Below are 16,635 nucleotides of genomic sequence, written 5' to 3' on the forward strand. Positions count from 1 at the left end.
ACCGCCATTTCCGGTTCGTAACACCGTTCCCCCCAACTTAGTGTGATGCAATCCGGATGAAGCGGCAGCGCTGCGTTTTACCTCTGCAACTGCCCCCTCAACGTTACAAAAAATTGTATGACAGAATATTGGCAAATACAACTGCGGACATGCAGGCATTTATTGGAATGCGGGGGTCGAAAGAACGGATGAGTAAGCATTACAGGTTCGGCCGATATATCAGCATTCACTCCTCATTCTTCCTTATGCTTGGATGTACATTTTCGTATGAGGACAACCGTGCTGGGACTCCAATTTCTTTCCATCAAAAAAACAGCCAAGGACCTGCGTCCCTGGCCGTTTTTATTCTCACATGCTCCCGATTGACAAAAGCGATACGACACATCCCGTGAGATGCGCTTATTTGCCGAGAAAGTGTTGCATGAAAAATTTCAATTGATATTCCATGCTCAGCGGATCGTTAAAATAGAACGCCTTCGCGTCGGCTTCATAGACCCGATTGTTTTGGACTGCGGGAATGTTCTTGTAGGTTTCGGTTTTCTGGAAGGAGTTGTCTTCCTCCGCGTTCTTGCTGAAAATGACATAGTCGCCCATGTAATCCTTTAACACTTCCGTGGACAGGGCAAAGTAGCCTTCTTTCTTTGTCGCTTCTTTGACTTTATCCGGCATGCGCAGCCCGAACGCCTGGTAGAGGATTTCGGTGCCGCGTCCAAAGTTATCCCCGTAGACATAGAGCTGCTTATTGAACGTTTCGATAACGGATACCGTCGCATCCGCGCCGATCTTCGCCTTAATCTCATCTCCGGCTTTTTGGGTCCGCGCTTTGAAATCGTCGACCCAGGCCTGCGCTTCTTTCTCTTTGTTCAGCAATTTGCCGACTTCCAGCTGCTGCTTTAAGTAATCGACTTTGCCGTAAGTATAAGTGACCGTCGGAGCGATTTTCTTGAATTTATCAATGTTCTTGATGTCGGAAAGCCCGATAATCAGATCCGGCTTCAGCTCGATGATCTTCTCAAGACTTTCGTCCGAAACCGCCTCGATGTTTTTCAGCTTCTCTTCGAAATTCGGGTTTTCCTTGGACATCTCGTCCACACCGACCAAAGGCACTCCGAGTGCCATTACATTTCCCGTTAAAAAACGAGTAAGCACAACGACACGCTGCGGATTCGAGGGAACCTCAACCGGCCCGTTCTCGGATTCATAGGTAAACGTGCCGGATTTCGAAGCTGCCGACGCGGTCCCGGAACTATCAGAGGACGCATTGTTCCCACTCTTGGTGCCTGCCTGGTTGCCGCCGCAAGCGCTCAGAAGAAGGACAAGGAACAGGGATAACGGAATTAATTTTTTCATAAGACGATTCTCTCCCTCATCAATTTGCTAGGTATCTATGAATAATCCAATCGCGAGTGAGTTGAGAGGACATCCACTTTATCGATAATGATAATCATTATCAACATGTTAACCATTTTATAGGCAGGTCGGTCTGCTGTCAATACCTAAATAGGATGGAGCTGCTTTCAGCATTCTTCTGTGCCTTGATGCTATAACAAATCGAAAAAACTATCGTCATCGGCCAGGCTTATCTCTACCAGGAACGCAACGCGCCGAACGGCAAAGTCCCCGCTTGTATAAAAAAATACAGCGTGCAGGCCTCTTCCCGCCATTTGGCAAGAAAAGAAACGCACGCTGAATCGTAAGAGGATTGTTCGCCGTTCGGCTGCCTCTGCCCGTTTTTCGTTTACCGCCGGCTTAATGCAAATGATCCAAATCCAGCTCGGCTACCTGTTCGGTCAGACTGGAGTACCCTTGCACGGACTGGGCGATGTAGGACAGCACCGTGTCGCTCCAGCCGTAAATGTAGTAGGTGTGCGGGTCCTGAACGGGAACCATCGCATGGCGGTAAGGCGCAAGGTCGATGATGAACGCCTTCACGTCGCGGTTTACTTTGGAACGGTACCGTTTCAGTTCCTTATAAAACGCGCTGCCGCTGTTCTGCTGCTCATCCGTGATCATCACGATCTGGTCCACCTTCTTCCGCTCCCGGATAAGCTTACGGACGGGCGCCCCCGTATCCGTTCCGCCTCGGGCACGTATCTGCGCCGCCTGGGTCAAAATGCTGTCTTTGCGGGAAGGCTTCGCATCCATCACCTCCGTGTCGAACAGCCAGAACAGGGAGTTCCCCCGGGTCTTTTTATACAGCGCGAGGGCAAAAACGCCGCCGATCTCCAGGTACTGCCCGTTCATCGAGCCCGAGATATCGAGGAAAATCGCCGTTTGATCTCCGAGCTCCGGCAGGTTGTCGAACGTAAGCTCCGCCGCTTCGCGCAAAGCGTCCCTCAGCTCCGGATGCTCCACCTGCCGGAAAGCCGTCGCCAGCCGGAACGGCAGGATCTTCGCTTTGCTCAGCGCCTGCGGATCGGTCAACCGCTGCACGATATACTCCACGTGCCGCGCATCTTCGAGCACACCCGCCCGCTGCATCGCGTTCAAATGACGGAGCAGCGCAAACGTCGGCATCTGGTACAGCAGCGCCTCCCAGACCGCTTTCGACGGCCTGATCGCTCCCGTCACCGTTTCGTAAGGCAGCTTGCCGCGCTCGATCCAGCCGATCTGCTCTTCCTCGGTTGCGGCCAGCTTCAAGCTCTCCAGCGCCTCGACCTGAGGCAGCAGTGCCAGGTTGGCCTCCATCCCGCGCAAATAGCGGAACAACGCTTGCTGCTGTAGATCCTTCGGCTTCGGATGCGACGTCGCAATGGCGTCGCCCAGGCTGTATCCACGCCCGCGACCGTTGTACTTCAGCGCCCAGTACTCGGACACTTCGGACAGGAACCGGTTCACCTGCCGTTTCACGGCGCGACCGCCTTCTCCCCGCCCCAGACCGTTCAAGATGGTCAGAAAATCGGACAAATCCGAAGGAATCCGCACCACCTGCCGGAAAATTTTCGCAAACAGATCCGGACGATACATGGAAAGAATCGCGAGCCCGAACAAAGGCTGCAGCCGCATAAAACCGGCGTTCCGTGCAAACACAAGCGCCCGGGCCATGAAATTTGGATTGGCTTCGGCCATCTCGTGATGAAGCTGTGCCGCTTCACCGAGCAACTCCTGCTGATCCGCGTAGTACGTGTTCCCCATCGTATTCGTCAGCAGCGTCTGCACATACCGCTCCTCCGCAGATCGCGTGTAAGCGGGATAGTTGTCTTTATTGTAGGCATCCGGTCTCCGAGAGCCGAATAGCTTTTTCGCCATACTCATAATTCACACACTCCTTTTTTTAAAAAACTCCGGCGAAGAAAAAGCGGAACAGGTCTGCTGCAGGAGTCGAACCTGCCATACTGCCCGGGGTATTGCCATTTGGTCGATAAGCTCGAAGGAACCCGTCCCTGCGCCTCGCCGGATATTCATTTTTTAAATAAAAGCGGAGCGAGGAAAGTAGTTGAAAAGGTTCGCGGCATCCGTCGGACACCGTCATACTTAACCCTAATAAGTCGAAGAAACCCTTTCCGGCGCCTCGCTCCGCATATTTTTTTGTAGGAAATCACCGAGGAAATAGGTCGGACAGGTACATGCTGCTCTACCATCTGAGCTATTCCTCCCCATGGAGGAAGTTGGACTCGAACCAACGACCAGCCGATTAAAAGTCGAAGTAACCCGTCCAGGCGCCTCGGTGATTTTTATTGGGCCGGCCGTTTAACGTGCCTGCCTTCTGTACCTATCTTCGCTCATTTTCAGCTCGGCGAACATGGCGAAAGTATTACGACTGGAGAAAAGTTTACCTTTTTTGTGGAGAAAAGAGTTTTCGCTTACGCGGAATCGTCGGGATTTATTGTTGGGAATACGTTCGTTGACGTATCATGAGGGGTAAAGTAGGAGAATTACGGGATTTATAAGGAGCGGTTGGCGGAAAGGTAATGGGTGGGGACTGACGGAGAACTGGCGGAGAGTATCAGGGCGATGAAAAAGACTTGTTCAACCGGATTGAATACCAGGCAACAAAAAAAGGCTTGGAGCAGGACTCCACGCCTTTTCAGCAATCAGGTTTCGTAGTTGAAGACCTAAGCGCTTGCTACTTCTTATTCAAAGCACGTACATCATCTCTAAATGCGCTGCTGTACTGATCGAATAACCCCGTATCGAACTTATAGCCTTTGTCGTTGGCCTTCGGTGTATTTTCCTTAAGCTGCTTATACAGGCTGTCGGTTTCTTTCGAAAGTTTCGCCCATACTTGCTTCACGTCATCATACTTGGCGTCCAGTCCCTGAATGTACGTATCATATTCCGCCTTTTTTTCCATCGCTTTGCCAAGGCGCTCCATTGTGAAATCCATATCCAGTGTCTGGCCTGTGCTGCCCGTACCCCTGCTTGTGTAAAAACCGACGTTTACGAATCCATCGTTCCAGATGGACGAAGTCATAAAGTTGCTGATCTCACTTAGTTTAGACTCGGGTGCCGGCTCTTTCGGCTTAGCCGAAGCATTCGCCGGATTGGCGGAGTTCGCAGGCGAACTCTTAGCCGTCTCCGTCGGCTTTACCCCTTCGGTTTTTTCCTTGCTTCCACACCCCGACATAACAAACAGCAGTACAACGGCCATTCCGATCAAAAAACTAATTTTACTGCGTTTAGACATCCCAGTACTCTCCTTTTTTTACAAGTGCTCCTTTTATATCGGTCTTGCGGCACGAGTTTTGAAGGATTTGGCTGAGAAAAACACATTAAACAAACGTCCCGCTTCAAGCAAGGCTTCCCTGACGGGACTTCCAATCCCGGTAACGCTCCGTAATAATCGGCTCGATGATCCGGTAGTTCTCAAGCGAATCCTCCGCGTGGTAGATCGTCGGCAAACCTGCCGCCAACACATTCGTGTAATCGACGGCCGTATAAACATCGTTGCGGATATCGAGGTATTCGCGGGCAAACGCCTCCGCTTCCTCCGACAATTCCTTCGAGCTGAACACACCGTCCCAGTTGGTACGATAAAACTCGGCGCCGGTCATTTCATCCCGTTTGACAAGCTCGATCTCCGGCGCATCTTCCTTGCGGCTTCGTTTGTTGGTGAGATCGTTTTTAATCAGCCAGGCAATGAACATCCCCGTCGGCACGTAGGCCTGGAACCTATCCAGCTCGGACGGAAAATCCCCTTCATAGTGCCATTTCGCCTTATCGAATACGACGATTTCTTTTTCCGGTATTTGAAATAAAACGTCCCTCGGTTCCTCGACAAATCCTTTGCTTTTCAGTTCACCGGCCAGCTCTTCCATCCGCTTGATCGCTTCACCCTTAGTAGGGTAGGGCTCGTAGACGGGATTCATCGTTTTCTTGTCGGCATATAACCGGCCCTTAACGATATTAATGATACAAACTTGCGTTGCTTCCGTAAGCATCAGATGGTAATAGGTTTTGAAGGTTTTTCCCTGTTTCGTGAGTACGGTTTCGATCTTGTCCATTTTGTCACCTCGGTGTATCGTTGGGAATTGAAAAGTTTACAGGATGCGAGTTAAGATGCGCTCCCCTTTAAACGTTCTTAACGTTCCAGAAGAGAATGCATGACGGCAACAATTTTTTGTTTACTCACCGGTTCGGCATGTCCGACTACACACGTATCAAAATCATATCCTTCAATCGCTGTAAGTAAAGAACGCAATTTATCTTTATCCAAGTAGCAATCCTTATAATAATCCACTCCAACAGCATCGCCGATAAATAGTACTCGTTCTTGGGGCACCAATATGCAGACGGAATCGTCACTATGCGGAGAGGTTACATGATGTAATTGTGCCGTAATGGCTCCCAGATCGATTTCCATAGTTCCGTTAAAAGAGATGTCCGAAGTCACCACTCTTATATCCGATAGCGAAGGGTACTCATTCCGAATACAGGTATCCGCAAATTCAATCTCAACCCCTGACGCTAATCTCTTTTTCATCTCAGTATCTGTCCATTCCCACTTAGCTTGTTTCGCTAGTTTATCATTCGTTTTTTCGTGGGCAATGGTCATCCCCTCCACCGCATGCATCCCGAAAGTATGATCCCAGTGCCAATGCGTAATCGCAACGATTTCCGGTTCTCTTAATCCTTCCTTACGTACAGCTTCATTAAATGATGCAACATGAAATTTAGAATTGCCCGAGTCCACCATTAAAGAACGCTTTTGCCCATTAATATAACCGAGAACCGGTCTATCGGACTCTTTGCTGAACATTGTATAAAAAACACGATCCGTTAGTCGTCTTAACTCCATACAATAAACCCTCCTAATTATATACGTATTTATTATTACTTTTCCTTTATAAGTAACTTTTTTTGTATCGATTGCGTTTATATCTACGAATTATACAAATCAAACGCCGGGGTGAACTATGAAAATATTAGACGGTCTCTAGCTTCCCAAAAGGAGGGGTTAGAGAACCAAATGAGCAGAAGTGTAAAAAAGTCGCCGGTATTTAAAGACCAGCAGCACCTAAACACCGGCTGGACCAAACGGCAGGCCGGCAAAGCGGTACGCCGCTTTAGAGGCGTCGTTCAAAACGGGAAGTGGTACCGGAAATTGTACTGCCCCTGGAATATTTGCGACTACCGTTCCTACCAAACAAAGCAGCAAGCGGTACATGAATGGGAAACATCGAAGTGGCTAAGAGAACAATTATTGACTCATACCGAAGTTATAAAAGACTGGGAAAAGTTTCATAAGAGAAAATAAGCGCAGGCACCGGCTAGGGAAGCCCGGCGCTTGCGCTTTTCATCCAAAGATCACGGATATCCGGATTGCAATCATATCTGATTTCATCCCGCAAAGAGGCAGGCAGAATGTGATTGGCCAACATAATTTCTACAGCTCGCCGTCTGCAAAGGGTGCAAAGCCCTTTATGATACAGTTCGATCATAATCTTTTGACACGTTGCTGTAGGATGGTTCTCAAAAATGTCGACCATGTCCAACTCCATGTTATGAAACGAGTGCTTGTGATGCTTCTTAAAAGCAATACGCTCCAATAGCGGCAGATCATTCTCCTCATAATTAAGAGTGAATAGTTCCAACGCCTCCATCTCTGTCTCCCGTTGATGGATCAATTCGACTGCAAGCCGATGGATACGCTCGTCCTTCAAATTGCGAAGTGCATGAATGGCCGCTGAACGCAGACGTTTATTTCCGGATTGTGCCAGCTCTATAATTTTTTGCGGGTCAAGTGGAAAAGCCGTTTTGGCGAATATAAACAAATAAGCTTCCAGCTTCTTCGGATGCTCTTCTTTCAATAAGTCATCGGCAGCTTTAAACAGGTCTTCCTTAGACGCATGCATGCCCCATCTAATGTAAGGGTACCGGGCTTTTTCACCCGCTTCAATGGAGGATTTAAATTCATCATAGGAAAGAGCCTTTCGGCCGTTTAACAGAGAGTAATCATCCTCGTCCCGGAGCGCTGATTGATAAAAAGCCTGAATTCTTTCGTCATTCGCGCTTTCTTCCAGGAGAGCCGCTGCTTTTTCCTCGCCTAGAAACTCCTTGGCAAATTCCCATACGAAAGTACCCCCTTCATAGCCGGAAGACAATATCCGTTTGCCGACCTCTTTTGCCACAAACAAAAAACCTCGTGCTCCCTCGGCCTCAATAATCTCTGCCCCGCCTATGAAACAATTCCATTCTTCATCGTAACGGAATCCTTTTTTCATGGCATCTACCGCTGTCGGATTACCGTGAGAAGCAAAAATTTTCGCTAATCGATACACTTGCAGAAGGTCCCACCCGTTCACTTCGCCTCCCAAAGCATCGAGAATTCGTTCCTGCAAAATAGAGGAAGCCTTGGAGAGCTGAATGACCTCCCATAGATAGGCTTCTCTGCTCTCATCACATTGGGGATCATACGCGGTGCTCCGAATACAAGCATCCGCTATAGCATCCAGATGCCGATAAGTAAGCGCAGGGGTCTCCTTCAGATAGAGAATAATTCTTCCTAACCCGAGGGTTAATTCACGGCGAAACTTTTGAATGTGCACTTATCTCCTCCCGTAACACTTACTTCTAGCCTGGAATCACCTACGGGCTCCGGCTATATCGATTATAACCAGTACGATTGATCAACGTTAGAGAAGGATTGGTTATAATTTGGGATAAGAATCTACACCTGTGACTATTTGCAAAAAAATTCAATATCATCTAAAGCTGAATATGCATGCCCTCTAACAAACGTACTAGCAGTCCTCTCTATTCTGAAGCTGTATTTATAGAGGCCCTGTTATGTAAGCTTTTATGTTAACTTTATGGACGATAGTTCTATAGTCATGGTAAAATAATCCTATCAATTCATTTGTATAGAGGTATAAAACATGAAAATATCCCACAATATACCTGCTTATAGGATAAATAACACGCTGCAAAAAAATTCTAAAGCAAGTTCCAGTAGTTTGGAGAAACTTTCTTCGGGATTACGAATCAATACAGCTTCTGACGATGCTGCCGGGTTGGCCATATCCGAAAAAATGAGGGCACAGATTAGAGGGTTATATCAAGCTTCCAGGAATGTTCAGGATGGCATTTCGCTTATTCAAACCGCAGAGGGCGGTTTACAAGAGATATCGGAGATTTTACAAAGGCAAAGGGAACTGACCATTCGAGGATTAAATGATCCCCTTACCGATGAAGACCGGCGAAAGATTGACACGGAAATCCATCAGCTTACGGATGAAATCGAAAGTCTTTCAAAGAAAACGTCGTTTAATACGATGAACTTGTTGGCAAGAACTGATTATAAAATATTGGCTGATCGTTCAAGCAGCATCAGCGCTTTTTCGGCAAGTGATCCTCCACCGGTATCTTCAATAAACAAAACGATCGTATTCAAACCACGGGGAACACCGGAAGAAGCAAGACATGTGATTAGTAGTTCCGATACATCTGAAACGACCCATACATTCTCAAATACGAACAATATTACCCCCCTTGTTTTACCGGATGGAACAGAAGCATTTAATGAATATAATGTTGACACGCTAACCACAACCAAAACAGACACCAATAAGACTGTTTATGAATCGCTGACCGCTGTGAACGATCCTGAGTTTTCCAAACCTGCCTACTGGTACTCTCACGGCATGAATAAAACCAGTTTCGGACCGAGACATTCTATCGATGCATACGGTTCGATGCTGGAAGATATTGAAGTTAACGGAAGCTCGAGAGAAGTTGAATATACAAGCCGCAGCAACTCAGGCAGTGATCCCGCTTGGGATCATATGTGGTTTCCCGGTACAAACCTGTCCGTTATGAGATACAGGACTCTTTTAGCCGATAACTCGATGGAAATCAGATATGAAATCACTAATAAAGATTCATTCAACATGAATGTTAATCTAAGTAATATAGTTAACCCCCCAGCAAATTCAGTTATCACGGGTGCGGGTGGAAGCCCGTTGGCTAATGGCCATACCGTAATAAGTCCACCCGGGGGTAGTTCCTTTAGCATGACGGGGACAGTAGCTAACGCAGGCATTCAGTTTCCGCTTGGATCTGTATCGCCAACAGAGCTTTCCATAGATAATCCCGCGGCAGGACAGCCCCAAGTAAATTTTAATTGGCAGCTAACCGTGCCTAGCGGATCAAGTGTAACTTTTGGCTTTAAATATGGCCCGTTTTCATTAAATTATGAACCGTTTGAACAAACGCAAGAAACCGTCGAAACTAAACATATTGAAACCACCGTGAATACAGACATCACGGATATCGACTATCTTCCGCCAAAACTTACCATTCAAGCAGGAGCTAACAAAGACGAGACCCTTGTTATCCCCCTTTTCAATGTGGGCACACAGGGATTGGGCATTAAGGATTTAGGGCTGCTCCCCCCCTCCATACCGGAACAAGCATTAGCCAAAGCAGATGGAGCCATTGAAAAAGTTTTGCACTATCGAGCGATGTATGGTGCACTGCAAAACCGTATGGAACACACCTTAAACAACGTGAATAATTCTGCTGAAAATCAAATGACAGCCGAATCCCGTATTCGAGATGCAGACATGGCCAAGGAAATATCGAATATGACAAAATCCAATATGCTTATGCAAGCAGCCCAAACGATGTTGGCCCAGGCCAATCAGCATCCTCAAGCCGTGTTGCAGTTACTTAAAGGATGATAGTTAAAAGAACCTACCTATCAGGTGGGTTCTTTTGCTGTAGGAAAAAGAGGAGTGGAGAACTTCCTATATAAATTTCTTTCATACATCTCATCAGAATAGTATGAGTCCGCTTCATTGTGCTACAAAGTCGTAACGTCAATCAAAAATAATGGCTTCGCCGAACGTGATGCACCCCTCTCTCCTGATTAAATATTGTGGTTTCATAGGACTAAGAGTTCATAATAGCGAGGGAGTCGAACCCCTATCCGAAAATATAGCCACACAGGCATTATCTTCTACAGCGTAACATAGAGAGCAAGTCAAGTGCCCCACTCAAAATGAAGGTGGTGAGGCCCTTGGACCAATTTAATTCAACATTTTGATATATATGTTGACATTTAATAGCCACAATGAGTCGAAAGAAGGAGATTTTTTCTAGCTGTTGAATTTATTTGTAGGAACTTTGTTTCCCGCATACTTATGATAAAAGTCCTGGATAGTTGAGGTGTTAGTAATGGCAACAATAGATGTCCGTATAGATAAATGGAAAAAGCGACTCCTTGATTTAGGTAAGAAAAACAGACTCATTAATTATCGGGAAACCAAGCGTTCGAACATAAAGATTGTAAATCCTGATCTGTCCGAATTGTTCAGCCTACTAGTCGTGAATGAGACAACCTTAGAATTCCCTTTTTCTTTTGAAGAACTCGAAGATGATGACGATGAAGCTGCTGAGCCATTTACTTCACTTGGCGATATCCAAACTAACCAATCAATCAAAGAGCAACAGAGGACGTTAAGAAATCTTAGAAATAAAGCGAAGACAGCACTTGAAGAGCAGGGCGTCAATATCCTATACCTTACATTTGGCTTTCTCAAATGGAAGGAAAGCCTGGACTCAGACCAAACCATCACATCACCTATCGTGCTTGTTCCCGTTACACTTACATTAGAATCCATTACGTCCCCTTTCGTCCTGCGTCTACATGAAGACGAGGTCGTTATCAACCCAACATTAAAATATAAGTTGGAGCACGAATTTGGGGTAATTCTACCTGAATTTGATGCACACGAAGAAAGCATAACAGATTATCTCACAACCCTTAGCAAAACTGTTGTCAAAAACAAATGGGAAGTTGCCTTTGAAACGGGATTAAGCCTATTATCATTTTTGAAAATAAATATGTACGAAGACATAGATAAGAATCAAGAAAAAATTAAGGCCCATCCCGTTCTTCTCGGGTTATCTGGAGACAGAACTCAAATCAACACACTGCCAGCTGAATTCAATCACTATGATCATGATAAGAAAATACGTGCTATAGATACGTTTCAAGTTGTAGATGCTGATTCCAGCCAACAAGATGCCATTCTTTATTCAAAGAAGGGTGTCAGTTTTGTGCTGCAGGGCCCCCCAGGTACTGGAAAAAGCCAAACCATAACAAACATTATCGCTGAGAGTCTTGCTGAAGGTAAGCGGGTACTCTTTGTGTCTGAGAAAATGGCAGCACTTGAGGTAGTACATAAACGCCTGTCTCAGGCCGGTCTCTCAGATTTTTGTTTGACTCTACACAGCCATAAAGCCAACAAGAAAGAAGTTCTGAATGATCTTGGACGCACATTGACTTTAAATAGATTTAAGGTACATGAAGAGGCAATTTCACAGCTCGAATTGCTCGAGAGACAAAGAGAAAAATTGAACCATTATGTTACGGAACTCCATACGATAATCCAGCCACTTAATCAATCTCTATATATGGTTAATGGGAAATTGGCAAAATTGTATGAGACCCCCGACGTTATATTTACCATCAACAACGTTGCCGGAACCACGCTGGAACAATTGAATAGATATAAATACCTCCTGAACGAGTTATCCGAGACCATCGGAAAAATGACCGATGATTATGCTCTTAATTCATGGAGCAATTGCAAAGTTCCCAATGTCTCTCACGAACTAAGGCATGATATAGAGACGAACCTAAGGAAGCTGTCCCCTGCCTTCGAAACATTGCTAGAGACTTTCAACAAAACGAATACAACACTTGGTTTGAATAGGGGGTCGAACTTATACGAATTAAATGATCTCATTGAGATCCTCGATGTATCTGAGAAATCACCGGGTATTCCGATCCATTGGGTAACAACGGATGACATTTCCTCCCTTATTCAGCAAGCAGAGAAATATCTCGAGATGAAAAAAGAGTATGAGGAATATCAAGCTCAACTGCGTAAGGTGTATCATAGCGATTACTTCACAATGCCAGCAGAAGCTAGAAAGTCACAACTCCATACAAAAACCTTAGCCATTAAGCCGGTTTTAAACTCCGGTAGTTTTTCAACTGAAAATGATGTAATGAAGTTTGCAAGATCAATCATAAATGAACTATCCACGGTTACTACAAAACTAGAAACCGCTTCTGCCGCGGCAGACAGCATTGCTGAAACACTTAAAATTCCATACAAATCCTCTATTGCCGGCTTAGAGAACCTACACGCGCTTATTAGTCATATACTTGTTAATCCAAGGCCAACCGAGGCATGGTTTGAGCCGGGAAAATACACCGCAATTAAGAAGATATCTTTAGAAGCTAAAAATACCTACAACCAAATTAATGGAATCATAGCTTCTATAAGCAGCATCTTTGACAAAGAAATCTTTGAGTTGGATTTCTCTTCTATACTTAAACGGTTCAAAGTGGAATACGCCTCTTGGTTAAAACATCTTAAGAAGAGTTATAGATCAGATAAAAAACAAGTCCTTGGCCTAATGAAGGGCAGTAATCACAAGATCGACGATCAAACAATTATCACCGTTTTAAATCAGTTAAAGGATCTCTCCGATAAGCATACATGGCTAAAAGAGAATGATCCCCTCTTGACTGAACTGCTTGGAAGCCATTACGCGGGAAAATTAACAGACTGGGGTCTGTTGGAACAATCACTTGAACATTTCTCAAGTATCATCAACTCGTTCTCGGGTGAACCGATACCACCAAGTGTTAAGGACTTCCTTATTAGCAGTGGTTCTACCTATCAAAGCCTTAAAACGTACCATGAGAAACTTGGAATTATAAACGATAATGAACTACCGCTTATTCTTCAAAGAATACTCTCAACGACTGCGGATTATAAGACCATGGATTCTCCAGTACTCCTTGAAATGATTACTAATGTAACAAATTCACTACAGGATCTAGATGAGCTATTTACAGAGGTGACCAGATTCAGCAGCAAAGAACTATCTTATGATGAAGTAATGGACGATCTCTCCAAGCTCGAGATCATTCAGATCACTGACCTTACGATTAATACGGAAAGTGAACGTCTTAAAGAGACTTATCAGAACTTCTTCAATGGTAGTATCCAGACGGACTGGAATTCAATCTTAGGTTCGTTATCTTGGACAGGCGATTTCAAAAAGATACACGAAAAATACACTATACCAATGGATTATATTACTCGCATTTGTTCCGATACATTATTCATCTATGATGTCTCGACATACAATAAGAACCTAAAAGACCGCTTCTCCCAGATACAAAAGGAATGGCGATGGTATGTAGACCTTTTCGACAATAAAGAAGAGTTGCAACGGACAGACTTAACAGAGTTGTCCTTAAAGATCCGCAATTGTCTAAATAACATTTCCTCACTGGAAGAATGGATTGATTTCCGTAGTTGTCGTGATGAGTGTAATAAAGAAGGCCTAGCCGAGTATGTCCAGAAGATAGAAGAGCATAAAATTGACAAGAACCAAATTGTAGGTACTTTTTTAAAGCGATTTTACCGACTTTGGGTAGACTCTGTGATCCTTACGTTTCCTACAGTTAACTCATTCCGTAGTCGGAATCATGATGAGATCATTGACGAATTTAATCGTCTTGATCTGACTCAGCTTACTCTAGCCCGAACAAGGATTAAAGAACGGTTAGTCTCGAGGTTGCCGGATCTGAACACGGTAACAACGGCCGTAGATGAGGTCGGGATATTAAAACGTGAATTAGGTAAGCAGCGTAAAATACTTCCTCTTCGTAAGCTATTCAGGGCAATTCCTAACCTTGTGCTAACATTAAAACCTTGTCTTATGATGTCTCCTCTTTCTGTAAGCTTATTTCTTGACTCGGATAATTACAATTTTGATGTTGTAATTTTTGACGAAGCTTCACAGGTTTGTACAGAAGATGCAATCGGAGCCATTATGAGGGGGAGCCAGGTTATAATAGCCGGTGACAATAAACAGTTACCTCCAACAAGTTTCTTCGCCGCGAATACATCAGATAGTGACTTTGATGTGGACGATTCTGATGATGAGGGTTTAGATGATACAGACGCCTTTGAGTCTATCCTTGATGAATCTTTAACTGTTCTTGCAGAACGTACACTAAGATGGCATTACCGAAGCCGACATGAACATTTAATCGCATTCTCGAACGCAAAGATCTACAATCATGATCTAATCACATTTCCATCTCACATCGATAAAGTTCCTAATCACGGCGTCGAATACATTTATGTGGAAAACGGGGTTTATGATCGCGGAGGCAAGAAGTGTAACTCCAGAGAGGCTGCACGTGTTGCAGAATTGGTTTATGAGCATTTCCGCAATTATCCCGACAGATCCTTAGGAGTTGTCACTTTTAGTGAAGCCCAACAACAAGCCGTTGACGCTGCAATTCGTCAATTACGTTTACAAAACCAAGAGTACGAGAAATTCTTTAATGAGGATAAGGAAGAAGCATTCTTTATCAAGAATCTAGAAAACGTGCAAGGTGATGAACGCGATACCATTATCTTTAGCATTGGTTACGCTAAAGATCCAAACGGCGTAATGTACATGAACTTCGGGCCTTTAAGCAGATCGGGCGGATTTCGTCGGTTAAATGTTGCCATAACCCGAGCCAAGTATAACGTGAAATTAGTAGGATCGATTCGGCCAACCGACATAAAGCTGGAGAGCACAAACGCTGAGGGTGTCAAAATGCTACGCTCCTACATTGAGTTCGCTATGAATGGTCCTGACGCAATCCTTAACGAATTGACGTACACCGATACAGTAAACGTAGATTCCCCATTTGAAGAATCTGTTTATGACTACTTAGTAAAGAATGGATTCTCTATAGCTACTCAAGTAGGTTGCTCCGGATATCGAATTGATCTTGCCGTTAAACACCCTATCTTAAGCGGTAGATTCGTTCTAGGAATAGAATGTGATGGAGCTACTTACCATTCAGCTCGAACGGCTAGAGAACGTGATAGGCTGCGTCAAACTGTTTTAGAAGATATAGGTTGGAGGATATACCGCATATGGTCTACTGACTGGATTAAGGATCCTTTAACAGAGGGACAGAAGCTACTCGAAGCTGTTAATAAAGCATTAAATGAATATTCAGAAGAAAACAGCACGAATTCTGGAGCAGTGCAAAGACTTCAAGACGATCACTTACATGAATCGATAAGCATTGAGGTTATTGAGAGTCCCCTACCGAATGACGACCAATCTTACGACAACCCGTATTCATTCGATTATTACGAAGAGACCAACGTGTATGAGGTAAAACGCCCTTCGGATGACACTACGTATCTGAAGAACGTTATCAAGCATGTTGTCCAGAAGGAATACCCGATCCATTTTGAATTGCTGTGCAAAAGATTGGTCGGGTTGTTTGGAAATCAGAAGGTGACAGTCAAAGTCCGGGATTCAGTCAACTATGTGATCGATAGGTACCTAACGGATAAACTGGACCGGAGAGATGGCTTCCTCTGGATCAAGGAGGCCGAGAACATCAAAGCGAGGGTCCCCCTTTCTACTGACGTTGGGGTAAGAACAATAGCTCATATCTCAAAGGAAGAAATCGCTGAAGCGATGCTCCAGATAGTGAGCAAGAGTATTGGAATCACTACCAATGATCTTTACTTGGTTACTGCACGTGCATTTGGATTCAGCAGAACTGGCGGCAACATCAATCTTGCCATGCAGCAAGCATGTGAGTATTTAATTCAATCTGGGGTTGTTAAAAATCAGAATGGCAAAATAATAGTGTAAATTGGATAAACGTCAAAAATGTGGGGTGATCAAGAGCAAATTGATCACCCGTTATTTGTTTAATCATTGAGAAAGATTTACTTAAAATTTTTATTTCGCTGTCCACAATTCGCATCAGGAAAACTCCATGTATACGTTACCAAAGTACCTGTAAAGCCGCAGCAAGGCATTTCAACCACCACGCATTACATCCTCGTAAAAGAACAGTGAGCATGCCCTATAAGAGCATGCTCACTAGTCTTACTTATGGAGAAGAGGGAAATCGAACCTCTGTTCCAATATTAAACAACTAATTCCAAAACTAACATTCCCAAATTAATCTAATATATTCATCGTCTCAGACTCAGCATTCCATCCCATCTGCACTACTCCCCAAACCCGCTCCACCACTGCAATCTCAGCGTTCTGTACCATCCCGCACCAACAACGTCACCGATTCTACGTGGCATGAGTGCTGACGGTAGATAGGTCTATTTTACATTAAGA

9 protein-coding genes are annotated in these 16,635 nt (G+C 44.8%); 3 read left to right on the forward strand and 6 right to left on the reverse strand.

Features of this window, described 5'->3' with window-relative positions; translation table 11 throughout:
* Positions 1–399: 399 nt before the first annotated feature.
* The 5 genes from HMPREF1207_RS09150 to HMPREF1207_RS09170 form a co-directional block, all read right to left on the reverse strand.
* Positions 400–1,350: an iron-hydroxamate ABC transporter substrate-binding protein gene (locus tag HMPREF1207_RS09150; RefSeq protein WP_009675277.1), complete on the reverse strand. Its 951-nt coding sequence runs from the start codon at positions 1,348–1,350 to the stop codon at positions 400–402.
* Positions 1,351–1,749: 399 nt separating this feature from the next.
* Complete coding sequence (locus tag HMPREF1207_RS09155; RefSeq protein WP_009675242.1) at positions 1,750–3,255, reverse strand: TROVE domain-containing protein; 1,506 nt, start codon at positions 3,253–3,255, stop codon at positions 1,750–1,752.
* An 811-nt stretch (positions 3,256–4,066) separates the two neighbouring features.
* A complete protein-coding gene (locus HMPREF1207_RS09160; protein ID WP_016423607.1) occupies positions 4,067–4,627 on the reverse strand; it encodes a hypothetical protein in 561 nt (186 codons plus the stop codon).
* A gap of 103 nt (positions 4,628–4,730) precedes the next feature.
* On the reverse strand, positions 4,731–5,444 hold the full coding sequence (locus HMPREF1207_RS09165; protein WP_009675255.1) for a DUF7832 domain-containing protein: 714 nt from the start codon (positions 5,442–5,444) through the stop codon (positions 4,731–4,733).
* Between the two features lie 77 nt (positions 5,445–5,521).
* Entirely contained in the window at positions 5,522–6,238 is a 717-nt protein-coding gene (locus HMPREF1207_RS09170) for an MBL fold metallo-hydrolase (protein ID WP_009675263.1), read from the reverse strand.
* 171 nt (positions 6,239–6,409) lie between these two features.
* Here HMPREF1207_RS09170 and HMPREF1207_RS09175 point away from each other — a divergent pair, with 171 nt between their 5' ends.
* The gene (locus tag HMPREF1207_RS09175; protein ID WP_009675247.1) at positions 6,410–6,697 is read left to right on the forward strand and encodes a hypothetical protein; all 288 of its coding nucleotides are present in this window, start codon (positions 6,410–6,412) and stop codon (positions 6,695–6,697) included.
* 13 nt (positions 6,698–6,710) lie between these two features.
* On the opposite strand, the gene HMPREF1207_RS09180 is transcribed toward HMPREF1207_RS09175, so the two are convergent.
* Positions 6,711–7,988 carry a hypothetical protein gene (locus HMPREF1207_RS09180; protein ID WP_009675237.1) on the reverse strand — a complete coding sequence of 426 codons (1,278 nt, stop codon included), beginning with the start codon at positions 7,986–7,988 and terminating at the stop codon, positions 6,711–6,713.
* 330 nt (positions 7,989–8,318) lie between these two features.
* On the opposite strand from HMPREF1207_RS09180, the gene HMPREF1207_RS30555 reads away from it, so the two are divergent.
* Positions 8,319–10,121, forward strand: coding sequence for a flagellin N-terminal helical domain-containing protein (locus tag HMPREF1207_RS30555; protein ID WP_009675250.1), 1,803 nt, complete (start codon positions 8,319–8,321; stop codon positions 10,119–10,121).
* 496 nt (positions 10,122–10,617) lie between these two features.
* Positions 10,618–16,149, forward strand: coding sequence for a DUF4011 domain-containing protein (locus HMPREF1207_RS09190; protein ID WP_016423608.1), 5,532 nt, complete (start codon positions 10,618–10,620; stop codon positions 16,147–16,149).
* The last annotated feature ends 486 nt before the right edge of the window (positions 16,150–16,635 follow it).

The organism is Paenibacillus sp. HGH0039 (assembly GCF_000411255.1).
Classification (GTDB): domain Bacteria; phylum Bacillota; class Bacilli; order Paenibacillales; family NBRC-103111; genus Paenibacillus_F.